The 21,279-nt window shown below is 58.9% G+C and carries 31 protein-coding genes and 1 pseudogene; 7 read left to right on the top strand and 25 right to left on the bottom strand.

The window, feature by feature from the left end; translation table 11 throughout:
- Positions 1-3 precede the first annotated feature (3 nt).
- Genes atpA through ABIE32_RS20130 form a run of 6 tightly spaced genes read right to left on the bottom strand, consistent with a single transcriptional unit; the run spans position 4 to position 4,332 of the window.
- Entirely contained in the window at positions 4-1,563 is a 1,560-nt protein-coding gene (atpA, locus tag ABIE32_RS20155) for a F0F1 ATP synthase subunit alpha (protein ID WP_224151112.1), read from the bottom strand.
- 42 nt (positions 1,564-1,605) lie between these two features.
- Positions 1,606-2,154: a F0F1 ATP synthase subunit delta gene (locus ABIE32_RS20150; RefSeq protein WP_224151111.1), complete on the bottom strand. Its 549-nt coding sequence runs from the start codon at positions 2,152-2,154 to the stop codon at positions 1,606-1,608.
- A 12-nt stretch (positions 2,155-2,166) separates the two neighbouring features.
- Positions 2,167-2,637 (bottom strand): F0F1 ATP synthase subunit B, encoded by a 471-nt coding sequence (locus ABIE32_RS20145; protein ID WP_184711542.1) that lies wholly within the window; start codon positions 2,635-2,637, stop codon positions 2,167-2,169.
- A gap of 35 nt (positions 2,638-2,672) precedes the next feature.
- Positions 2,673-2,921 carry a F0F1 ATP synthase subunit C gene (gene atpE, locus ABIE32_RS20140; protein ID WP_021025615.1) on the bottom strand — a complete coding sequence of 83 codons (249 nt, stop codon included), beginning with the start codon at positions 2,919-2,921 and terminating at the stop codon, positions 2,673-2,675.
- Positions 2,922-2,973: 52 nt separating this feature from the next.
- Positions 2,974-3,837 (bottom strand): F0F1 ATP synthase subunit A, encoded by an 864-nt coding sequence (atpB, locus tag ABIE32_RS20135; protein WP_395028402.1) that lies wholly within the window; start codon positions 3,835-3,837, stop codon positions 2,974-2,976.
- A gap of 30 nt (positions 3,838-3,867) precedes the next feature.
- On the bottom strand, positions 3,868-4,332 hold the full coding sequence (locus ABIE32_RS20130) for an ATP synthase subunit I (protein ID WP_224151109.1): 465 nt from the start codon (positions 4,330-4,332) through the stop codon (positions 3,868-3,870).
- Positions 4,333-4,548: 216 nt separating this feature from the next.
- Here ABIE32_RS20130 and ABIE32_RS20125 point away from each other — a divergent pair, with 216 nt between their 5' ends.
- From ABIE32_RS20125 to lipA, 3 genes are read left to right on the top strand one after another with little or no spacing between them, the layout of a single operon-like run.
- Positions 4,549-4,860 (top strand): YbeD family protein, encoded by a 312-nt coding sequence (locus ABIE32_RS20125; RefSeq protein ID WP_224151108.1) that lies wholly within the window; start codon positions 4,549-4,551, stop codon positions 4,858-4,860.
- 56 nt (positions 4,861-4,916) lie between these two features.
- Positions 4,917-5,609, top strand: a complete 693-nt coding sequence (lipB, locus tag ABIE32_RS20120; protein WP_429018823.1) for a lipoyl(octanoyl) transferase LipB — start codon at positions 4,917-4,919, stop codon at positions 5,607-5,609.
- 8 nt (positions 5,610-5,617) lie between these two features.
- Positions 5,618-6,598: a lipoyl synthase gene (gene lipA / locus ABIE32_RS20115; RefSeq protein ID WP_224151106.1), complete on the top strand. Its 981-nt coding sequence runs from the start codon at positions 5,618-5,620 to the stop codon at positions 6,596-6,598.
- A 149-nt stretch (positions 6,599-6,747) separates the two neighbouring features.
- On the opposite strand, the gene ABIE32_RS20110 is transcribed toward lipA, so the two are convergent.
- A complete protein-coding gene (locus ABIE32_RS20110) occupies positions 6,748-7,338 on the bottom strand; it encodes an isochorismatase family protein (RefSeq protein ID WP_224151105.1) in 591 nt (196 codons plus the stop codon).
- Positions 7,339-7,475: 137 nt separating this feature from the next.
- On the opposite strand from ABIE32_RS20110, the gene ABIE32_RS20105 reads away from it, so the two are divergent.
- On the top strand, positions 7,476-8,468 hold the full coding sequence (locus tag ABIE32_RS20105; protein WP_429018819.1) for a GlxA family transcriptional regulator: 993 nt from the start codon (positions 7,476-7,478) through the stop codon (positions 8,466-8,468).
- A 33-nt stretch (positions 8,469-8,501) separates the two neighbouring features.
- Here the strand turns inward: ABIE32_RS20105 and ptsP are convergent, their stop codons facing one another.
- The 4 genes from ptsP to ABIE32_RS20085 all read right to left on the bottom strand — a co-directional run bounded on the left by ptsP (position 8,502) and on the right by ABIE32_RS20085 (position 12,160).
- Positions 8,502-10,265 carry a phosphoenolpyruvate--protein phosphotransferase gene (ptsP, locus tag ABIE32_RS20100; protein ID WP_429018816.1) on the bottom strand — a complete coding sequence of 588 codons (1,764 nt, stop codon included), beginning with the start codon at positions 10,263-10,265 and terminating at the stop codon, positions 8,502-8,504.
- A 276-nt stretch (positions 10,266-10,541) separates the two neighbouring features.
- Positions 10,542-10,811 (bottom strand): HPr family phosphocarrier protein, encoded by a 270-nt coding sequence (locus ABIE32_RS20095; RefSeq protein ID WP_224151102.1) that lies wholly within the window; start codon positions 10,809-10,811, stop codon positions 10,542-10,544.
- Positions 10,780-11,229, bottom strand: coding sequence for a PTS sugar transporter subunit IIA (locus ABIE32_RS20090; RefSeq protein ID WP_429018845.1), 450 nt, complete (start codon positions 11,227-11,229; stop codon positions 10,780-10,782). Before ABIE32_RS20090 ends, ABIE32_RS20095 begins: the two co-directional genes overlap by 32 nt.
- Before the next feature lie 391 nt (positions 11,230-11,620).
- On the bottom strand, positions 11,621-12,160 hold the full coding sequence (locus ABIE32_RS20085) for a hypothetical protein (protein WP_429018813.1): 540 nt from the start codon (positions 12,158-12,160) through the stop codon (positions 11,621-11,623).
- 232 nt (positions 12,161-12,392) lie between these two features.
- Between ABIE32_RS20085 and ABIE32_RS20080 the strand changes: the two genes are divergently transcribed.
- Complete coding sequence (locus ABIE32_RS20080; RefSeq protein ID WP_429018810.1) at positions 12,393-12,905, top strand: TlpA disulfide reductase family protein; 513 nt, start codon at positions 12,393-12,395, stop codon at positions 12,903-12,905.
- A gap of 160 nt (positions 12,906-13,065) precedes the next feature.
- The gene (locus tag ABIE32_RS20075) at positions 13,066-13,560 is read left to right on the top strand and encodes a GNAT family N-acetyltransferase (protein ID WP_224151099.1); all 495 of its coding nucleotides are present in this window, start codon (positions 13,066-13,068) and stop codon (positions 13,558-13,560) included.
- A 90-nt stretch (positions 13,561-13,650) separates the two neighbouring features.
- On the opposite strand, the gene ABIE32_RS20070 is transcribed toward ABIE32_RS20075, so the two are convergent.
- Positions 13,651-14,346 (bottom strand): cytochrome b/b6 domain-containing protein, encoded by a 696-nt coding sequence (locus tag ABIE32_RS20070; protein WP_429018807.1) that lies wholly within the window; start codon positions 14,344-14,346, stop codon positions 13,651-13,653.
- A 151-nt stretch (positions 14,347-14,497) separates the two neighbouring features.
- On the opposite strand from ABIE32_RS20070, the gene ABIE32_RS20065 reads away from it, so the two are divergent.
- Complete coding sequence (locus ABIE32_RS20065) at positions 14,498-14,956, top strand: c-type cytochrome (protein WP_429018805.1); 459 nt, start codon at positions 14,498-14,500, stop codon at positions 14,954-14,956.
- Positions 14,957-15,135: 179 nt separating this feature from the next.
- On the opposite strand, the gene ABIE32_RS20060 is transcribed toward ABIE32_RS20065, so the two are convergent.
- The 13 genes and pseudogenes from ABIE32_RS20060 to ABIE32_RS20000 form a co-directional block, all read right to left on the bottom strand.
- Positions 15,136-15,642 (bottom strand): peroxiredoxin, encoded by a 507-nt coding sequence (locus ABIE32_RS20060; RefSeq protein WP_429018802.1) that lies wholly within the window; start codon positions 15,640-15,642, stop codon positions 15,136-15,138.
- A gap of 124 nt (positions 15,643-15,766) precedes the next feature.
- Positions 15,767-16,036: a 30S ribosomal protein S17 gene (gene rpsQ / locus ABIE32_RS20055; protein WP_224151096.1), complete on the bottom strand. Its 270-nt coding sequence runs from the start codon at positions 16,034-16,036 to the stop codon at positions 15,767-15,769.
- A gap of 11 nt (positions 16,037-16,047) precedes the next feature.
- On the bottom strand, positions 16,048-16,245 hold the full coding sequence (gene rpmC / locus ABIE32_RS20050; protein WP_184711657.1) for a 50S ribosomal protein L29: 198 nt from the start codon (positions 16,243-16,245) through the stop codon (positions 16,048-16,050).
- 15 nt (positions 16,246-16,260) lie between these two features.
- Positions 16,261-16,677, bottom strand: coding sequence for a 50S ribosomal protein L16 (gene rplP, locus ABIE32_RS20045; protein WP_429018800.1), 417 nt, complete (start codon positions 16,675-16,677; stop codon positions 16,261-16,263).
- Positions 16,678-16,679: 2 nt separating this feature from the next.
- Positions 16,680-17,543, bottom strand: coding sequence for a 30S ribosomal protein S3 (gene rpsC, locus ABIE32_RS20040; RefSeq protein WP_184711655.1), 864 nt, complete (start codon positions 17,541-17,543; stop codon positions 16,680-16,682).
- 16 nt (positions 17,544-17,559) lie between these two features.
- The gene (rplV, locus tag ABIE32_RS20035; RefSeq protein ID WP_021025597.1) at positions 17,560-17,892 is read right to left on the bottom strand and encodes a 50S ribosomal protein L22; all 333 of its coding nucleotides are present in this window, start codon (positions 17,890-17,892) and stop codon (positions 17,560-17,562) included.
- Positions 17,893-17,902: 10 nt separating this feature from the next.
- Positions 17,903-18,178 carry a 30S ribosomal protein S19 gene (gene rpsS, locus ABIE32_RS20030; protein WP_024001800.1) on the bottom strand — a complete coding sequence of 92 codons (276 nt, stop codon included), beginning with the start codon at positions 18,176-18,178 and terminating at the stop codon, positions 17,903-17,905.
- Between the two features lie 10 nt (positions 18,179-18,188).
- Entirely contained in the window at positions 18,189-19,013 is an 825-nt protein-coding gene (gene rplB / locus ABIE32_RS20025) for a 50S ribosomal protein L2 (RefSeq protein WP_184711654.1), read from the bottom strand.
- A gap of 2 nt (positions 19,014-19,015) precedes the next feature.
- The gene (rplW, locus tag ABIE32_RS20020) at positions 19,016-19,327 is read right to left on the bottom strand and encodes a 50S ribosomal protein L23 (protein WP_184711653.1); all 312 of its coding nucleotides are present in this window, start codon (positions 19,325-19,327) and stop codon (positions 19,016-19,018) included.
- Entirely contained in the window at positions 19,324-19,944 is a 621-nt protein-coding gene (rplD, locus tag ABIE32_RS20015; RefSeq protein ID WP_184711652.1) for a 50S ribosomal protein L4, read from the bottom strand. The genes rplW and rplD overlap by 4 nt, the downstream gene beginning before the upstream one ends.
- The gene (gene rplC / locus ABIE32_RS20010; protein ID WP_184711651.1) at positions 19,944-20,615 is read right to left on the bottom strand and encodes a 50S ribosomal protein L3; all 672 of its coding nucleotides are present in this window, start codon (positions 20,613-20,615) and stop codon (positions 19,944-19,946) included. The genes rplD and rplC overlap by 1 nt, the downstream gene beginning before the upstream one ends.
- 232 nt (positions 20,616-20,847) lie before the next feature.
- Positions 20,848-21,159: a 30S ribosomal protein S10 gene (rpsJ, locus tag ABIE32_RS20005; protein ID WP_021025591.1), complete on the bottom strand. Its 312-nt coding sequence runs from the start codon at positions 21,157-21,159 to the stop codon at positions 20,848-20,850.
- A gap of 27 nt (positions 21,160-21,186) precedes the next feature.
- Positions 21,187-21,279: pseudogene (locus ABIE32_RS20000) on the bottom strand (hypothetical protein); the annotation flags it as partial.

The raw sequence follows: 21,279 nt of genomic DNA, 5'->3' as shown, positions 1-21,279 counted from the left end.
GGTTTAAGCGAAGGACTTCTTGAATGCAGTGATGGCTGCAGTCAGTTCAGCTTCGTCCTTGCCTTCTTTGTCGAAAGCCTTCTTTTCGTTCAGGCGGTCCACCAAAGCAGCGTAGCTGGTCTTCAGGAACTGGTGCAGACCGTGCTCGAAAGGCAGTACCTTCTTGACTTCGATGTCGTCCATGAAACCCTTGTTCACGGCGAACAGCGAAGCGGCCATCAAAGCGACGGGCAGTGGGCTGTACTGAGGCTGCTTGAGCAGCTCGGTCACACGGGCACCACGGTCCAGTTGCTTGCGGGTTGCATCGTCCAGATCGGAAGCGAACTGCGCGAACGCAGCCAGTTCACGGTACTGTGCCAGGTCGGTACGGATACCGCCGGACAGACCCTTGATCAGCTTCGTCTGAGCAGCACCACCCACGCGGGACACCGAGATACCGGCGTTGATAGCAGGACGGATACCGGCGTTGAACAGGCTGGTTTCCAGGAAGATCTGGCCGTCGGTAATCGAAATCACGTTGGTAGGCACGAAGGCCGACACGTCACCCGCCTGGGTTTCGATGATGGGCAGCGCGGTCAGCGAACCGGTCTTGCCCTTGACTTCACCCTTGGTGAAGGCTTCAACGTAATCAGCGTTCACGCGAGCGGCGCGCTCCAGCAGACGGCTGTGGAGATAGAACACGTCGCCAGGGAAAGCTTCACGGCCTGGTGGGCGACGCAGCAGCAGCGAAACCTGGCGGTAAGCCACAGCTTGCTTGGACAGATCGTCATACACGATCAGCGCGTCTTCGCCACGATCGCGGAAATATTCGCCCATCGTGCAGCCAGAATAGGCCGACACGTACTGCATGGCGGCCGATTCGGAAGCGGTAGCAGCCACGACGATGGTGTATTCCATCGCGCCTGCTTGCTCCAGAGCACGCACCACGTTCTTTACCGAAGAAGCCTTTTGGCCGATGGCTACGTACACGCAGACAACGCCCTGGCCCTTCTGGTTGATGATCGCGTCGATCGCCACAGCGGTCTTGCCGGTCTGGCGGTCACCAATGATCAGCTCGCGCTGACCACGGCCCACGGGCACCATGGCGTCGATGGACTTGATACCCGATTGCAGAGGCTGATCCACGGATTGACGTGCGATCACTCCAGGAGCAACCTTTTCGATCACGTCGGTCATCTTGGCGTTGATCGGGCCCTTGCCGTCGATAGGCTGACCCAGAGCGTTCACCACGCGGCCCACCAGTTCAGGGCCCACGGGCACTTCCAGAATGCGGCCGGTGCACTTGACGATGTCGCCTTCCGAGATATGGGTGTACTCACCCAGAATCACGGCACCGACGGAGTCGCGCTCCAGGTTCAGCGCCAGACCGTAGGTAGGTTGACCATCGGCGCCTGCTGGGAACTCCAGCATTTCGCCAGCCATCACATCGGACAGACCATGCACGCGCACGATACCGTCGGTCACCGACACCACCGTACCTTGGTTACGGATATCGGTATTGCCTGACAGACCCTCAATGCGGCTCTTGATCAGTTCAGAAATTTCTGCGGGATTGAGTTGCATCACTCTTTCCTTTTCATTGTTTAGCCGAATCCTCGATCTGCGTTACGCAGTGAGGGTTGCTTTCATTTGTTCCAGACGGGCCTTGACGGAAGTGTCCAGCACCTCGTCGCCCACCACGACACGAACACCGCCAATCAGCGATTCGTCCACCGTGGTGCTCAGATTCAGTTTGCGGCCAAAGCGTTTTTCCAGCACGGTGCCCAACGCATTCAATGCGGAGTCATCCATGGGAAAGGCACTGTACACCAGCGCATCCGACGAACCATTTCCTTGGTTCACCAGCGCGCGAAATTGCTTGGCTACTTCTGGCAGGGCTTCCAGACGACGGTTTTCCACCAGCGTGCGCAGGAAGTTGCGAGCCAGATCTGACAAGGCCCAGCCGCGTGCCAGCGATACACCAGCCATCACATCGACCACCTGATCATTGGTGACGTTGGGATTGTCGGCCAGTTGGCGCATTTCCGGGTCGGCGGCAATCGCCGCCAGTTCGTCCGTCCAAGACAGGGCTTCGCTCAGGCTTGCACCTTTGTCGGTGCAAGCCTTGAACAAGGCTTCAGCGTAAGGACGGGCAATGGTGGCGAGTTCTGCCATTTCGTTGCTTCCTTACAGCTCAGTCTTCAGGCGATTGAGCAAATCACTGTGGACCGCTGGATTGACTTCCTTGCGGAGAATCTGCTCAGCACCCTTGACGGCCAAAGCGGCAACTTGTTCGCGCAGCGATTCGCGCGCCTGGATCACTTGCTGCTCGGCTTCAGCGCGTGCAGCTGCAATGATCTTGTTGCCTTCTTCGGTCGCACGAGACTTGGCCTCTTCGACGATTGCTTGGGCACGACGGTCTGCGTCCGCGATACGCGACGCTGTTTCATTGCGGGTTGCGGAAAGCTCTTCCTCAACGCGCTTGTTCACAGCTGTCAACTCGGACTTTGCCTTATCGGCAGCAGCAAGACCATCGGCGATTTTCTTTGCTCGCTCATCCAACGCCTTGGCAATAGGTGGCCACACGAATTTCATCGTGAAGAGCACCAGAATCAAGAAGACAATGGCCTGAACGAACAGGGTCGCGTTAATACTCACGGCAACACCTTTCTATCTACGGCGTTGATCGGAGCTTAGGCCAGTTGGAATGGGTTGGCGAAAGCGAACAGCAGGGCGATAGCAACACCGATCAGGAATGCGGCGTCGATCAGACCAGCCAAGATGAACATCTTGGTTTGCAGTTCGTTGATCAGTTCAGGCTGACGTGCCGACGATTCCAGGAACTTGCCACCCATCAGAGCAATACCGATCGAAGCGCCGATAGCGCCCAGACCAACAATCAGACCACAAGCCAGAGCGACGAGACCGAGAACGTTTTCCATGATGACTCCTGAGATAAAAAAGAAAGGTTAAGAGAAAAAGGAAAGGGAACAGTTAGTGAGCTTCATGCGCCTGGCCGAGATAAATCAGCGTCAGCATCATGAAAATGAAGGCTTGCAGAGTGATCACCAGAATGTGGAAGATCGCCCAGATCGTACCTGCAATGATGTGCCCCACAGGGAGCAACACACCAGAGAGCGACATAGCCGCTGCGCCACCCATCAGGGCAATCAGCATGAACACCAACTCACCAGCGTACATGTTGCCGAACAGTCGCATGCCATGCGACACGGTCTTGGCAACGTATTCAATGATCTGCATGAGCAGATTGACAATGCCGAGGATCACGGCAAAAACAGGATTCTTGGAGGTGCCGAATGGTGCGGACACCAGCTCATGCGCCCAGCCGCCCAGACCCTTGATCTTGACGCTGTAGTACAGGCACAGGATCAGCACGGCAGTGGACAGGCCCAGCGTGGTCGAGAGGTCAGCCGTCGGCACTACGCGCAGATAGGCGTGGTGGTCGCCGGTAGCGCCTTGCCACAACCAAGGCAGCAGATCCACTGGCAGCATGTCCATGGCATTCATCAGGAAAATCCAGACGAACACCGTGAGTGCCAGCGGAGCAATGAACTTGCGTGATTGCGCATTGTGGATATTGGCCTTGGCCTGGTTGTCCACCATTTCGACCAGCATTTCCACCGCCGCCTGAAAGCGTCCGGGAACGCCTGACGTGGCCTTGCGGGCTGCCAGCCACATCACGAAGATGCCCAGCAGGCCCAGGATCACGCTGACAGTGACCGAGTCGAGGTTGACCACCGAAAAGTCGATGATCGACTTTTGCTTGATGTTCTGGAGATGCTGCAAATGGTGAACGATGTATTCACTTGCAGTGGGTGCATTCGCGTCTGCTGCCATCGGACAACTCTTCTTCTCAAATACAAACTGTTATTCGGATCTGGTCAGCAGCCACAGCGCCAACCAGTACGTCTTCATCACCACAACCAGACCCAACACCAGCGCCAACCAGTTGAGCCCCGGCACCACCAGCGGCGCCAGCAATAGCAGCACCACGGTCAATACCAATTTTGCGATCTCCAAACCAAAGAACCGGACCATGGCAAGATTCTCCTGCCCGGCACCTAGCTGCAATCGTAGCCCACGTGCAAAAAGGGCAGCGGGTATCACTACCGCCGCCGCACCATATGCAACCGACCACAACCACCCGGCCCGCTGCGTGATCAGACCCACCAATACGGCAAGCACAACCCCGACCACCAGCTGCCACTTCACGACACGCACCACCGAAACCGACGGATTGCGCCTGCGCCACTCCGCTGCTTCTTCGGCAGTCAGGGGCTTGAAGTCCGGCTCTTCGGCCTCATGTTTATCTTCCGGAGCACTTGTAGTCATATAGTTTGCCCCTGGAACGACACTAGCCAAAGCCTGCGATTATAAGGATAAACCCGTTGGAATCGGAAAGCGTTTTCGCATGCGCTTGGTTTTTTGCTGCGCGTGAGCGTTTACACAAGCTTGTTTTTTGTAAGATTCGCCTTACAGAATTCTGATGCCAAAGGTGGCATCCTTGCTGACTGCTCATACTCTTCAAGCTTCTGTTTTAATAGCAAAATGACCTCTTCTGAAACGCCCCCCAACACCCCAGAAACTCGCGATGATCCGAACAAGGATTCGCTGATCGAATACCCCTCAGACTTTCCGATTAAGGTGATGGGGCTCAATCAGGACGGCTTTGTCCACACGGTCACCACCATTGCCAAACAGTTCGACCCCTTCTTTGATGCAAGCAAGATCGAGTTGCGTCCCAGTGCCGGAGACAAGTATCTGGGGGTGACCATTACCGTTACTGCCACCAGCCGCGAACAACTGGACAATTTATACATGGCACTCACCTCCAACCCCATGGTCAAGGTCGTGCTGTAAGCGCGTTCTGTCACCTGCGCGAACCCTGCCGGCGCGTTACCGCCGGCTTTCTACCCATGCAGACCCGCTTTTTAGGCTTGGCCGACTACCCGGCAACCGTGGAAGCCATGCAGCAATTCACGGCCCAGCGCGCGCCCGACGAGCGCGATCAGCTATGGATTTGCGAGCACCCCGCCACATTCACGCAAGGCCTGGCAGGCCTGCCCAGCCACCTGTTGCACACTGGCGACATTCCGGTTGTACAAACCAACCGTGGTGGCCAGGTCACTTACCACGGCCCCGGGCAGGTCGTGGCTTATCCGCTGATCGACTTGCAGCAGGCTGGCTACTTTGTCAAAGAGTACGTCTTCCGCCTGGAAGAAGCCGTCATCCGCACGCTTGCCCGTCTCGGCGTCACTGGGCACCGTGTGGCAGGCGCCCCGGGCATCTATGTATGGCTCGATGACCCCTTCTCGCACGCACAACTCCCCCAGCGTCCGCAAATGCGCGTGCCGGGCACACCGGCGCCCGAGCCGGTATTCGAGGGCCTGGGCAAGATTGCGGCCTTGGGGATCAAGGTCAGTCGCCATTGCACCTACCACGGTGTCGCGCTGAACGTGAAAATGGACCTGGAACCCTACCGCCGCATCAACCCTTGCGGTTATGCAGGGCTTCAAACTGTCGATCTTTCTACAATAGGCGTCGATGCAAAGTGGGATGAAGTCGCCGCCATCTTGGCCAGCGAGCTGTCCACCCGCCTATCCCCGTGAGACCTGCCATGAGTACCAACGAAGTCGTGCGCGAAGCGCAAACTACCGACAACTACAACCCGCTGGCCAAGCAAAAAGCGGCTGCCAAACTGTCGCGCATCCCTGTCAAGGTGGAGCAGGCACCGTTGCTCAAGAAGCCCGAATGGATCCGCGTCAAGGCTGGCAGCCCCACCACGCGTTTCTACGAGATCAAGGACATCCTGCGCGAGAACAAGTTGCACACCGTCTGCGAAGAGGCCAGCTGCCCCAATATCGGGGAGTGCTTCGGCAAAGGTACTGCCACCTTCATGATCATGGGCGACAAATGCACGCGCCGCTGCCCGTTCTGCGACGTGGGTCACGGCCGCCCCGATCCGCTCGATGTGAACGAGCCCCTGAACCTCGCCAAGACCATTGCACAGTTGCGGCTGAAGTACGTGGTGATTACGAGCGTGGACCGTGACGACTTGCGCGACGGCGGCTCCGGCCACTTTGTCGAATGCATCAAGAACATCCGCGAACTCTCGCCCACCACGCAGATCGAGATCCTGGTGCCCGACTTCCGTGGTCGCGATGACCGCGCGCTCGAGATCCTCAAGGCCGCGCCACCTGACGTGATGAACCATAACCTGGAAACCGCGCCTCGCCTGTACAAGGAGGCGCGCCCAGGCTCCGATTACCAATTCAGCCTGAATCTGCTCAAGAAGTTCAAGGAACTGCACCCCACCGTACCCACCAAGAGCGGCATCATGGTGGGCCTGGGCGAGACGGACGAAGAGATCCTGCAGGTGATGCGCGACATGCGCGCCCACAACATCGACATGCTGACGATCGGCCAGTACCTGGCCCCATCCAACAGCCACCTCCCAGTGCGCCGTTACGTGCACCCCGACACCTTCAAGATGTTCGAGGAAGAAGCCTACAAGATGGGATTCACCCATGCGGCCGTCGGTGCCATGGTACGGTCCAGCTACCACGCCGATCAGCAGGCCCATGCGGCTGGGGTGTAAGAGCGCATTTACGGCCTCTACCCGACGCACCAGCCACCGGCAAAGCAAAAAGCGGCAGACATCTGCCGCTTTTTTCTTGGTTTCCGAGTAAACAGGCTGCTCAAGTGCGCAGGCTGGCAGGCAACACCCAGTCGGCAAGGTCGGCAGGTTCAGCCTAACTCGGCACTGCTGTTGACCACTACGGCATACAGATCGCCAATAGTCGCCATGGCGCTCTGGTGGAGTTGCATTGCGGGCACCGCGCCAGCAGCAGACCGCAAGGGCCTTGTAGCACAGGCATTGGCCACCACCGTGGGCTGATTGCCGCGCAGGAAGGCGCCTTCCGCAGTGAAGGTGACGCACATATGGCTCATGAAGCCTGCAATGACCACCTGCTTGTTGCCAGCGGCATCCACCTCTTGCCCCAAGGTGGTGTTGACAAAGGCATTGGGTGCGCCTTTGATGACCACGGGCTCATCGAGCAGGGGTGCCACACTGGCGTGGATCTGGCCGATATCGGTGCGAATATCGTAGGGGCTGCCTTCGCCGCCATCATGCATGACATGGATCACCCTGGCGCCTTGCGCACGCGCCTGCGCCAGAAGCTGCGCAGCCGCATCAAGCGCCGCCTGCCAGCCTTCGAGCTCCATCACGCCCCGGGTATAGGTGTTCTGGTAGTCCACCAGAATCAGGGTTGATTGCGCCAGGGTGGCAGGCTGTGGGTTCAATCCATTGAGTTCGCGTAAAGTGGCAGTGTTCATGGTTTCTCGCTCTATTCGTTGCAGGAACCGCCCAGTGGCGGGGGATGTGAGGCATCTTAGGCAGCCGCCACCTGCCCAGCAATGCCGTCTTTGCCGCAGAAACCGACATACCCGCCCTTGCCCCTGAAGAGACCCACATGCTTCCCCCTGAACGCCGGATCGTGATTGTGCTGTTTGACCGCGTGGATCTGCTCGATGTGACCGGCCCGCCCGAGGTGTTTGCCCTGCTGCAGCGCGAGATGACACAGCCCACGGGCTACCGCGTGCTGCTCGCCGCCGAAACCATGGAGCCCGTCACGACCTCCGCTGGCGTACGTGTGTTGCCGGATATCGACTTTGCCGGCCTTCGCAACCAGGCCATTGATACGCTGGTGGTACCCGGCTCGGTGGCCGTCGACGAAACGGGCCGGGTGCAGGCACTGACCGATCCGGCAGTTGTGCAATGGGTCAAGACGCTGGCGTCACAGTCCAGGCGCGTGGCATCGGTCTGCGTAGGCGCACACATTCTGGCGGCCGCTGGCTTGCTGCGCGGCAAGCAGGCCACCACGCATTGGTCCACCGCCGCACAACTGGCCCATGATCACCCCGATATCGATGTCGATGCAGACCGCATCTACATCCAGCAAGGCCATATCTGGACTGGCGCAGGCCTGACCACCTGCCTGGATCTGGCATTGGCGCTGGTGGCCGAGGATTTCGGCAATCCCCTGGCCCTGCGCGTGGCTCGCCACCTGGTGATGTTTCTCAAAAGGCCTGGCGGGCAAAGCCAGTTCAGCGTGATGCTGGAGCCACTGTCCTCCACGCGCCGCATGGACGCCTTGCGCCAGTACATCGCGCAGAACCTGGCCCGGCCATTGTCGATGTTCGACCTGGCAGAGCAGATGCATGTCAGCGACCGGCAATTGGCACGCATCTTCAAGACCGAGCTAGGCATGACACCCGCAGCCTACCTGGAGGCGGCCCGCGTCGAAGCGGCACGCCAACAGCTCGAAGCCACCGATGCCTCGCTGGAGCGCGTGGCCGAAACCTGCGGCTTCCACACCACCGATACCTTGCACCGTGCATTTCGCCGCAAGCTGGGCACTACGCCCACCGAATACCGCAACCGCTTTCGCACCCAGGCGGACTGAGCTGCGGCCCGGACTCAAAACGGGTCTACGATTTCAGCTCTCCAGCAGCGCTGACGGATCTTCCGCATCAATGACCTGCTGCGCCCATTTGGCCAATTGCAGGGTGTTGGCGCGCAGCACTTCCTGCTTGATGGCCAGAATCTGTGCAGGCTGCATGGAGAAGCTGCGCAGGCCCAGGCCCAGCAGCAGCTTGGTGGTAGCCACATCCCCGGCCATCTCACCGCACACACACACTTCCTTGCCCGCAGCCTTCGCTGCCTGGATGACTTCCGCAATGAGGCGCAGCACCGCCGGGTGCAGCGGATCATAGAGCTGGGCCACGGCTTCGTCTGCGCGGTCGATGGCCAGCGTGTACTGGATCAGATCGTTGGTGCCAATGGACAAGAAATCGAAGTACTTGAGAAAGGTGCGCACAGCAAGCGCTGCGGCCGGTATCTCGATCATCGCGCCCAGTTTGACGTGGCCCTGCGGGATACCGCGTTCGCGCAGCTCTGCCGACGCCTGCTCCACCAGCGCCAGCGTCTGACGTATCTCGCTGACATGCGCCAGCATCGGAAACAACAGCTGCACCGGCCCATATGCGGCGGCACGCAGCACAGCGCGCAATTGCGTGCGGAACATGTCCGGATCAGCCAGGCTGAAACGGATGGCGCGCAGGCCCAGGGCCGGGTTCAGGTGGTAGTCCTTGGGCTGCGCCTTGTCCAGTGGCTTGTCGGCACCCACATCCAGCGTTCGGATGGTGACGGGCATGCCCTGCATGCCTTCAAGCGCTTCCCGGTAGGCGCGGTACTGCTCTTCTTCGCCGGGCAGCTTGCCGCCCCGGCCCATGAACAGAAATTCGGTACGGAAGAGCCCCACCCCCACGGCACCCGCATTGACCGCTGCGGGGCCATCGCCCGGCTGCTCGATATTGGCCAGAAGCTCAATGCGTTCGCCATCGATGGTGATCGACGGCGTATCGCGCAGACGCGAAAGGCGCTCACGCTCCAGGCGAATCTGGCGCTGCTTGAAGCGATACTCTTCCAACAGGATGGGCGAAGGGTCCACAATGACTTCGCCCGCATCGCCATCAATGATGACCCAGTCGTCGGCCCGGATTAGCTGGCTGGCCGTACGGGCTCCCACCACCGCAGGAATTTCCATGCTGCGCGCCACAATGGCCGTGTGGCTGGTCTTGCCTCCCACTGCCGTCACAAAACCGGCAAATACGCTTTGCTTGAACTGCAGCATGTCAGCGGGCGACAGGTCGTTGGCAATCAGCACCATGGGCGCGTCACGGCCGCCTTCCACCCAATCCTGCTGGTTTTCGCCTCCATCGCCAGCAGGTGCGCTGGCAGGCGCCTCTACCGGGCTGGAGACGCCCCGCATATGGCGCAGCACCCGCTCCACCACCTGCTGCAGGTCGCCTTTGCGCTCGCGCAGGTACTCATCATCCATTTCGTCAAACTGGCGACACAGCAGCTCCAGCTGTGCGGTCAGCGCCCATTCGGCGTTGTACAGGCGTTCGGTGATCAGCTGGCGCACACCCAACGAGAGCATGTCGTCCTGCACCAGCATCAGGTGCACATCCAGCAAGGGTGCCAGCTCTTGCGGCGCATCCACCCCCAGGTCACTGCGCAGGTGCTGCAATTCTTCAATGACGGCGAGACGCCCTTTGCGCACACGCTCGATCTCGCGCTCGATCTGCTCAGCCTCGATCAGGTAGTGGGTCACATCCAGATGGCTGGACGCCGCCATCACTGCCCGGCCAATGGCAATGCCCCGGGCCACTGCAATTCCGTGAATGGCAAATGTCATGCTGGATTTCCTCTCTCTCTGGCTCGGCGCTCATGCCTTTTCGGCAATGGCTTCATTTATACGCCTGCGCAAGCCCGGTTCACAAGGCAGGGCATATATTTTTGCGAGATTGCCGTGTCACAGCAGCAATGGAGGCGAGTTGCGGCGACGCACGCACCGTCTCTGCATTCAGATTCCGAAGCATGGAGCACCCCCTCCCCTGGGGGTGGCATTGACCAGCGCACAAAGCACAGGATGCGCTCCAGCGCGGCTGCGCAAGGGGCGCAGAAGTGCGGCTTATTCGCCTTCGCCGAACTTGTCGTTGATCAGTGCAAGCAGCGCATCCATGGCCTGCTGCTCATCGGCACCATCGGTCTCGATCGTCACATCGGTGCCAATGCCGGCTGCCAGCATCATCACGCCCATGATGCTCTTGGCATTGACGCGACGCTCACCCCGGGTGATCCAGACCTCGCAGGGAAAACTACCCGCCAACTTGGTGAGCTTGGCCGATGCACGGGCATGCAGGCCCAGTTTATTGCTGATGGTGACAGTGGTCGTGATCATGGACTCGGGTATTTTGATTTTGTGGCGTGGTCTGGGTCACTTGCATGATGCCCTGGCTGCCGCCAGCGACAGCACGCGCGACCAGGCTGTCCAACTCTTCTTTCCGGTAGCACAGCGCGCGCAGCAGCATGGGCAGATTCACACCTGTCACCAGCCGTGTATCGGTGCGTAGCCTGGCCAACTCCTGCGCCACATTGTGCGGTGTCGCGCCGAATACGTCGCTCAACACCAAAAGCGGGCCACTGCCGCCTTTGGCAACCAGTGCCTGCGCCTCCTGCAAGGTCGCCACTGGATCGGCGCTGGCCTCCACGTCAAACGCCAACACGTGCTCCCCACTGTCGGGGAACACGTGCGCAGCACACTGCGCCAGCGCATGGGCCAGCGGTGCGTGGGCGATCAACAGGATCCGGTTGTTCATCAGAGAAAAAACAATAATATCAACGGTTTTGAAGCAATGCATCACACAAGCTTGGTGCATTGCAACATACTTGCAGTGTAGCGGTTATGCGGCAGCGCAACATTGGTAGTGTTGCTTAGAACGTGTTTACGATCTCCTCGCGCCGCGACAGTGGGGTTGCGGGATGGACTGCTAGGCGCAATACCGCAGCAATAGCCCCGCTATTGCGAGGATTTGCAACAACGCAGACCGCCCGCAAGGCCACTGTCCCTACGGGTTGGAGTGAAATCGGGCGATTTCTTCGCGCTGGCCCTTGCTTGCACCCCGGTGCAAGCTGCGCCCCATCGCTACGAACTCATCCCGATTGCACTCCAACGCGGCTGCGTAGAGATCGTAAACACGTTCTAAACCCTCAGCGCAATTGCAAACCTTGTACAAAGGTATCACGCGCGGTTGCCGCCACAGGTTGGCCAGGCGACAGCACCAGTGCCTGGTAGATGCGGACGCCAGAGCCCTCCAGCCTTGCAAACCAGCGCACATCTGCCACCACGACACCTCCTTTTGCATCGCGCCCTTCCCACTGTACCTGCATGGCCTGGGGCAATTCCAGCCCGCCCTTGATCAGAAATGGCGTGCCTGCAGGAATGGTGGACGCAAGCTGCAATTGCTTTTGCAACGCCTGCTGCCAGCGTTCGAGCACCATGGGTACGTCCTGCGGCTGCCCGAGCAGCACATGGGCCACGGCCCAGGTCGCGCCACCCGCTTCGCACCCCACCATGGACAATGGCATGCGGCCTGCGCCCCAGTCCACATCGCGAACCGCCTGGTCGGGCTTGCAGGGCAGCATCGCCGTGAGCGGCGCGTCGGCAAACGCCACCGTACGCCAGTTGAGCACAGGACTGCAGGCGGCCAGCAGAGCCATTGCAATGAGGGCGCGAAGGAGGCGGTACATGCTGCCATTATCGCCAGTTGCCGGTTTCAGCGACTGCGGCCTGCGAAGAAGTGATAAACGTTTCGCTATCCAAAAGAGAGCTGCCAGCGCGCCCCCATCAAGCGCCAGAAGGCCAAATTACCTCACATCCACCCCTCGCCCCGGCAAAGACCGCGATGACCGTCACATGCGGCCATACCGCGCATAATGCATCCGGTGCAGAACTTTCTGCCCCGCTTTTGATCCGACCGCAATGGCCAACAAATCCTCCACCTCATTGATCGCAGGCCTCGTCATCGCAGTGGCGGTGGGCGTGGGTGCCTACGTGTACCACGGCACCGGGCAAGCAGCGGCGCCCGAGAGCCAGTTCGTGCTGCTCAATGGCGCCACCAAGACCACGGCAGACATGAGAGGCAAGGTCACGCTGGTCAACTTCTGGGCCACCAGCTGCACCACCTGTGTGGCCGAGATGCCCGAAATCATCAAGACCTACGACAAGTACAAGGACCAAGGCTACGACACGCTGGCCGTGGCCATGAGCTACGATCCGCCCAGCTATGTGGTCAATTTTGCAGAATCGCGCAAGCTGCCATTCAAGGTTGCGATCGACAACACCGGCAAGATCGCCAAGGACTGGGGCGACATTCAGCTGACGCCGACCACGTTCGTCGTCAACAAGCAGGGCAATATCGTCAAAAGCTATGTCGGCGCCCCTGATTTTGCCGAGCTGCACAAGCTGATCGAAAAGCTGCTCGCAGAAGCCTGACCCGCCTCCAGCCGCCAAAGCCGCCTTTGTCCAGGCGGCTTTTTGCTGCCTATCGCCTCCCTCCATGAACCCATGCGGCAAGAGTGCGTGGGGCCTTTCTATTGCGGTGCAGCATTGGCGGGGCGCTACACTGCCCATTCCTTCATTACGTACCCCGGCCGTGGACAGACCTGAGATAACGCTCATCCATCCAACAAATCCAGAAGAGCTGGAAGCAACGCGCGAGATTTTTGTGGAATACGCAGGCAGCTTGGATGTGGACCTGGATTTCCAGGGTTTTGAGGAAGAACTGGCCGAGTTGCCCGGCGAATACGCCGCGCCACGCGGTCATCTGGTGCTGGCGCTTGTCGAAGGCGCCGTGGCCGGCTGCTGCGCCCTGCGACCAATCGACGATGTCGACTACGCGAACGCCTGCGAGATGAAGCGCCTCTATGTGCGCAAGGCTTTTCGCGGTTTTGGCCTGGGCCGCCAGCTGGTGGACCACACCTTGACCATGGCGGCTCAGCTGGGGTACGACTGCATACTGCTCGACACACTGGATAGCATGGAATCCGCCCGAGCGCTGTATGCCGACTTCGGGTTCGAGGAGATTCCGCCGTACTACCACAACCCCATTGCGGGCACGCACTATCTCAAGGCCGAAGTCCGGCTCTGAATCATCAAAAATAATAGCATTCTGCGCAATGAGTATGTGCGCAGAATGCCATTTTCATGTAACTCCCGATGCATGAAGCAACCAGTGGGCTCACAGTCCGGATACCCACCACATCACCCCAGCGCACACCAGGGCCAGTACCAGCGCCACCAGGCGCGAACCCGCAGTGTCACGGGACGCTGGCGGCGCAGGTGCAATCGATGCACGAGCCAGTTGCTTGTCTCCATGGATCATCGGGCGAACGAGTGGTTTCTTGAGCCGCACGATATAGAACACGATGGCTGCGATATGCAGACCAATCAGGCCCAGCAGCAACCACTGGCCGATGTGGGCATGGTAATAGGTCGCCTGCCCGGTGGTAGCGCCTGATACAAAGCGAGCCAGCGGCCCGGCAAAGGCAATTTCATCATCGCTCATCAAACCGCTCAGCACCTGCGCAGCCAGCAACACCAGCATGGCCAGAACGGCCCAGGCGCCCGTCGGGCTGTGGCCCACGTCATCGCGCACGTCCGGCCTGCCACCCACATAGCCCAACACCCGGCGGGGCGACAGAGCCAACTGCCCAAAGCGCGACCAGTAGCCCCCTGCCACCCCCCACAACAGCCGGAACAGCAACAGTGCCCCAATGGCGTACCCGCAGCGCTGGTGCCATAGCATGGCATTGCCGCCGATCTTGACGGTGACAAATGCGCCAATGAAGCACAGCACCAGAAGCCAGTGGAACAATCGTGTGGGAAGGTCCCACACACGGATAGTGGCATCAACGGGGGTCGTGGAAGTTGTCATGGTCTTGGACTGCGGGATGTGCTACAAATCGGTCAGCGATCGCATTGTGGAGCACATTCTGGCAGGCTGGCAACCGGCCAGGCGCTCCGCGCCATGCACCATCGCCGTGCCATACAGTCCCCCGCAATACCGATAAAAGGACGTCCCCACCATGATGAAAAAACACCCTCTGCTCGCAGCCCTGGCTTGCGCCGCCGCTCTCTCGGGCTTCAGCACTGGCGCTTCTGCCCAGTTTGCCAAGGCCGAAGACGCTATCAAGTACCGCCAGTCGGCCTTGTTTGTGATGGCCCAACACTTTGGCCGTGTAGGCGCGATGGCCAATGGCAAGGTACCCTTCGATGCCAAGGCTGCCGAGCAGAATGCCGACATCGTGGCCCAGATGGCCAAACTGCCTTGGGCCGGCTTTGATGCGGCACACGAAGGCGGCAAGGCCAAGCCGGAAATCTGGAAGGAGCAGGCCAAGTTCAAGGACCTGGCAGACAAGATGCAAGCGGAGACGGTGAAACTGGCAGCCGCAGCCAAAACCGGAGACCTGGACAAGCTCAAGGCCGCTTTCGGACCGGCCGCAGCCAGCTGCAAGGCCTGCCACGACGATTTCCGCAACCGCTGATACCGCGCGTGCCTCCCGCCTTGCGCAGCCAAGACACCGCAAGGCGGCCTCTCTGCAGCATGCAGCGCGGCAACTGCGCCTTCAGGCTCGCAAAAAAAGCACGCCTAGGCGTGCTTTTGCTATTGATTCAGGACCTCTAGCGCATGGCTGGCAAGCGCTACCAGCCCAAAAGACATGCATCAAGCCTTGGCTTGCTTGAGGATGGTGTCCGCATCGCTGACTTCGAACTTGCCTGGGCCTTCCACGTTCAAGGTCACGATCTTGCCATCCTTGACCAGTGCCGAGTAACGGTTGCTGCGCAGGCCCAGGCCCTTGCCATTGAGGTCCAACGTCAGGCCGGTGGCCTTGGCAAATGCAGCATCACCGTCACCGATCATGCGCACCTTGCCTTCGGTGTGCTGGTCCTTGCCCCAGGCACCCATCACAAAGGCGTCGTTCACCGACAGACACCAGATTTCATCCACGCCCGCAGCCTTGAATTCAGCAGCCTTTTCCACATAGCCAGGCAGGTGCTTGGCCGAGCAAGTCGGCGTGAATGCGCCGGGAACGGCAAACACGGCCACAGTCTTGCCAGCAGCTTCCTTGGCCACGTCGAATGCATTGGGCCCCAGGCTGCAGCCGTTGCCTTCGACAGCGACAAACTCGCTCAGCGTTACGGATGGCAGCGAATCGCCAACTTTGATCATGGTGTACTCCTTGTAAATTGCCAATCTGGCAGTTGAGCCGTCTTCCTCGGAAAACGGCCATAAAAAAACGACCCACAGATTGTGGGTCGTTTTTCAAGTTGCGTTGGCGCAAGTCAGAAAAGACTTAAACCAGAGCAGCCTTTTGCACCAAGCGGGTAGCCACCCAGTTCTTGGTCTTGGAGAGCGGACGGCTCTCGGTGATCTCGATGGTATCGCCCGTCTTGTACTCGCCCTTTTCATCGTGGGCGTGGTACTTGCTGGACTTGATCATGATCTTGTCGTAGATAGGGTGCTTCACGCGGCGTTCTACCAGAACGGTCACGGTCTTTTCACGCTTATCGCTAACCACCTTGCCAATCAAGGTGCGCTTGAGGGATTTTTTAGCTTCCGTCATGTCGGCTCCTATTACTTGGCGGCTTGCTTTTCAGCAAGAATGGTCTTGGCACGGGCCACGTCGCGGCGGGTAGCCTTGAGCGTAGCGGTGTTGCCCAGTTGTTGCGTTGCCTTTTGCATGCGCAGACCAAAGTGAGCCTTTTGCAAGGACTTGATCTCGGCTTCCAGGCCAGCAACGTCTTTTTGGCGCAGTTCAGCAGCTTTCGTCATTTCGATTTCTCCTGATTAAGCGCCAAGTTGACGGGTCACGAACGAGGTGCGCAGCGGCAGCTTGGCGGCAGCCAGGCGGAACGCTTCACGGGCCAGTTCTTCGGGCACGCCAACGATTTCGAACACCATCTTACCGGGCTGAATTTCAGCCACGTAGTACTCTGGGTTGCCCTTACCGTTACCCATACGGACTTCGGCTGGCTTGGTCGAGATTGGCTTGTCAGGGAACACGCGGATCCAGATACGGCCGCCACGCTTGACGTGACGAGAGATTGCACGACGTGCAGCCTCGATCTGGCGAGCCGTCAGACGGCCACGGTCCGTGCACTTCAGGCCGAAGTCACCGAAAGCAACGGAGTTACCACGCGTTGCGATGCCGGTGTTGCGACCCTTTTGCTCCTTGCGGTATTTGCGGCGAGCAGGTTGCAGCATAATTATTCTCCTTTACCGTCCGCTGCTGTAGCGGGCGCGTCAGTCTTGCGAACGCGCTTAACGGAATCGGCACCAGCGCCGGCAGGCTTATCGCTACCGTCTGCAGGAGCCACATTACCACCAGCGGCACGACGTGGACCACGCGATGGACGATCGCCATTGCGGTTGTCACGGCGTGGGCCGCGTGGACGGCGCTCTTCTTCAGGACGTGGCGTTTCTGCGGCTGGCAGATCGTTACGACCCAGAGTGTCACCCTTGTAGACCCACACCTTGACACCGATGATGCCGTAGGTGGTCTTGGCTTCAGAGAAACCATAGTCGATGTCGGCACGCAGGGTGTGCAGAGGCACGCGGCCTTCGCGGTACCACTCGGTACGTGCGATGTCGATACCGTTCAGACGGCCCGACGACATGATCTTGATACCTTGAGCGCCCAGACGCATCGCGTTCTGCATCGCACGCTTCATGGCGCGACGGAACTGGATACGCTTTTCGAGCTGCTGGGTGATCGAGTCAGCAATCAGCTGGGCATCGATTTCAGGCTTGCGCACTTCTTCGATGTTCACAGCGACTGGCACGCCCAGGCGAGCAGCGAGTTCCTTCTTCAGGTTCTCGATGTCTTCACCCTTCTTGCCGATCACAACACCAGGACGAGCCGAGTAGATCGTGATACGGGCGTTCTTGGCAGGACGCTCGATCAAAACGCGTGCCACGGCAGCGTTCTTCAGCTTCTCTTTCAGGTACTCACGAACCTTGATGTCTTCAGCCAGCATGCCGGCGAAGTCACGGTTGCTTGCGTACCAGCGGCTAGCCCAGTTGCGGCTCACCGCCAGACGGAAGCCGGTAGGATGGATTTTCTGTCCCATATTCTTCCTTTAGGCCTCAGTTACCCACGGTCACATAAATGTGGCAGGTAGGCTTGCTGATGCGGTTGCCGCGGCCCTTGGCGCGAGCGGTGAAACGCTTGAGCGTCGTGCCCTGCTCGACGAAGATGGTCTTGACCTTCAATTCATCGATGTCAGCGCCGTCGTTGTGCTCAGCGTTGGCGATAGCGGACTCCAGAACCTTCTTGACGATCACAGCAGCTTTTTTCTGCGTGAATTCGAGAATGTTCAGAGCTTGGTCAACCTTCTTGCCGCGAATCAGATCCGCAACCAGACGGCCTTTGTCAACCGACAGGCGAACGCCGCGGAGGACTGCACGTGTTTCAGACATGGTCTACTCCTTACTTCTTCGCTTTTTTATCAGCTGGGTGACCCTTGAAGGTGCGCGTCAGGGCGAATTCGCCCAGCTTGTGGCCCACCATCTGGTCGGTTACATACACAGGCACGTGTTGCTTGCCGTTGTGCACGGCAATGGTCAGACCGATGAAATCGGGCAGAACCATGGAGCGACGCGACCAGGTCTTCACTGGCTTCTTGTCCTTGGTGGCAATGGCCTTCTCGACCTTGGCCAGCAAGTGATGGTCAACAAACGGGCCCTTTTTGAGAGAACGAGTCATTTGTTACCCCTTACTTCTTACGGCGCGACACGATCATGGTCTGTGTGCGCTTGTTGTTACGGGTACGGTAGCCCTTCGTCAGATTGCCCCATGGGTCAACTGCGTGACGGCCTTCACCGGTCTTGCCTTCACCACCGCCATGTGGGTGGTCAACAGGGTTCATCACCACACCGCGGACGGTTGGGCGGATACCCATCCAACGCTTGACACCGGCCTTGCCCAATTGGCGCAGGCTGTGTTCTTCGTTGGCGACTTCACCAATGGTTGCGCGGCATTCGATATGCACCTTGCGAACTTCGCCCGAACGCATACGCACTTGAGCGTAGACGCCTTCACGAGCCAGCAGGGTTGCCGACGTACCAGCAGAACGTGCGATCTGCGCACCAGCGCCGATCTTCAGTTCGATGCAGTGGATGGTCGAGCCCACAGGGATGTTGCGGATCGGCAGGGTGTTACCCACGCGGATCGGCGCTTCAGAGCCGCTGATGATGGTTGCGCCGACTTCCAGGTTGCGAGGAGCAATGACGTAGCGACGCTCGCCGTCTGCATAGCACACCAGAGCGATGTGAGCGGTACGGTTTGGATCGTATTCAATGCGCTCAACCTTGGCGGGGATACCGTCCTTGTTGCGCTTGAAGTCCACCACGCGGTAGTGGTGCTTGTGACCACCGCCCTTGTGACGGGTAGTAATGTGACCGTTGTTGTTGCGACCGGCCTTCTGGAACTGAGGCTCCAGCAGGGGGGCGAAACCTTCACCCTTGTGCAGGTGGCTGCGGGTCACCTTCACCACATGGCGTTGGCCTGGGGAAGTTGGTTTGAGCTTGATAACAGCCATGATTAAGCAGCCTCCCCGAGGTTCAGCTCTTGACCGGGCTTCAGGCGGACATAAGCCTTGCGAACGTTGTCGCGACGGCCAATGGTCTTGCCAAAGCGCTTGGTCTTGCCCTTGGTGTTCACCACAGACACGCCCAGCACCTCAACCTTGAACATCAATTCCACAGCGGCCTTGATTTCTGGCTTGGTAGCGTTCTGCAGCACCTTAAACGTCACAGCGTTGGACTTTTCGGCAACCAGGGTGGCCTTTTCGGACACGATGGGAGCGACCAACACTTGCATCAGACGACCTTCGTCAAACTTCAGCGTGCTCATGCGAACATCTCCTTGAGTTTGTCGATCGCGCCCTTGGTGACGAGCACTTTCTTGAAATGCACCAGCGACACTGGGTCAGCGTAGCGTGGCTCGACCACGAACACGTTCTTCAGGTTGCGCGATGCCAGGTACAGGTTTTCGTCCACTTCTTCAGCGATCACCATCACCGAGTCCAGGTTCATGGACTTGAACTTGTCAGCCAGAGCCTTGGTCTTTGGAGAGTCCACCTTCAGCGATTCCACCACGGCCAGACGGCCTTCGCGGGCCAGCTGCGACAGGATGGAAGCCATACCGGCGCGGTACATCTTCTTGTTGATCTTCTGCGTGAAGTTTTCTTCAGGCAGATTCGGGAAGATGCGACCGCCGCCACGCCACAGAGGCGACGACGACATACCGGCACGTGCACGGCCAGTACCCTTTTGCTTGAAAGGCTTGGCGGTGGTGTGGCTTACTTGTTCACGGTCTTTCTGAGCACGTGTGCCTTGACGGCCATTGGCGCGGTAAGCAACGACGATCTGGTGAATCAGGTCTTCGTTGAAATCACGACCAAACACGGTTTCAGGAGCGTCCACTTGGGATGCTGCCTTACCTTGTTCGTTCAGGAGTTCGAGCTTCATTAGTTCGCTCCTTTAGCGGCTGCCTTGACAGCGGGGCGCACGGTCACGAAGCCATTCTTCGCGCCAGGGATCGCACCCTTGATCAACAGCAGTTGACGGGCTTCGTCGATGCGAACCACGTCGAGATTCTGGGTAGTCACGGTTTCATCGCCCATGTGACCGGTCATGCGCTTGCCGGGGAACACGCGACCTGGGTCTTGTGCCATACCGATCGAGCCGGGAACATTGTGCGAACGGCTGTTACCGTGCGAAGCACGCTGCGAGCTGAAGTTGTGACGCTTGATGGTACCGGCGTAGCCCTTACCGATCGAGGTACCTTGCACGTCGACCTTTTGGCCCACGGCGAAGATCTCGGTCACTGGCAGGGAAGCACCAGCGGCATACTTGCCGGCAGTGTCTGCACCAACGCGGAATTCCTGGGTGATTTCACCGGCTTCCACACCAGCCTTGGCCAAGTGGCCAGCGGCGGGCTTGGTCACGCGCGAAGCGCGGCGTTGACCAAAGGTGACCTGCAAGGCCACATAGCCGTCGTTCTCTTGGGTTTTGACCTGGGTCACGCGGTTGTTAGACACATCCACCACGGTGACAGGCACTGCATCGCCGTCATCCGTGAACAGGCGCATCATGCCTACCTTACGGCCCAGCAACCCGAGGGAGTTGCTTTGACTCATTTGTTGCTCCAAAACTTCCGCCACCGAAACTGCAATTGGCTCGGTGTTGCACAAGGCCAAAAGCCCCTTGCACGAAAGAAGGTTGATAAAAACTTCGCGCCCACTCCCTAAATGAAAGGATCATTTAGATAGCTAAAGTACGAAGCCATAAATTCTAACGCGAACCTCCCAAATAGGCAAGTTCGCGTTAGAAAGGGCTAGCAACCACATCCGGAGATGTGGTTTTCAGGCCTTATTGCAGTTTGATCTCGACGTCCACGCCGGCAGCCAGGTCCAGCTTCATCAGAGCGTCAACAGTCTTGTCGGTAGGATCGACAATGTCCATCAGACGTTGGTGAGTGCGAATTTCCAGCTGGTCACGCGAAGTCTTGTTCACGTGGGGCGAACGCAGGATGTCGAAACGCTTCATGCGGGTTGGCAGTGGCACTGGACCCTTCACGATAGCGCCGGTGCGCTTCGCGGTTTCCACGATTTCGGCAGCCGACTGGTCGATCAGCTTGTAATCAAACGCCTTCAGGCGGATGCGGATTTTTTGCTTGGACATTGTGTATTCCTTGTTATGGGTAAAGGATTACGCAATGATCTTGGCAACCACGCCAGCGCCAACGGTACGGCCACCTTCGCGGATAGCGAAGCGCAGACCTTCTTCCATAGCGATAGGAGC

It is taken from the genome of Comamonas sp. 4034 (assembly GCF_050434545.1).
GTDB classification, from domain to species: Bacteria; Pseudomonadota; Gammaproteobacteria; order Burkholderiales; family Burkholderiaceae_C; genus Comamonas; species Comamonas odontotermitis.
This window is presented reverse-complemented; position numbering and strand designations above follow the sequence as displayed.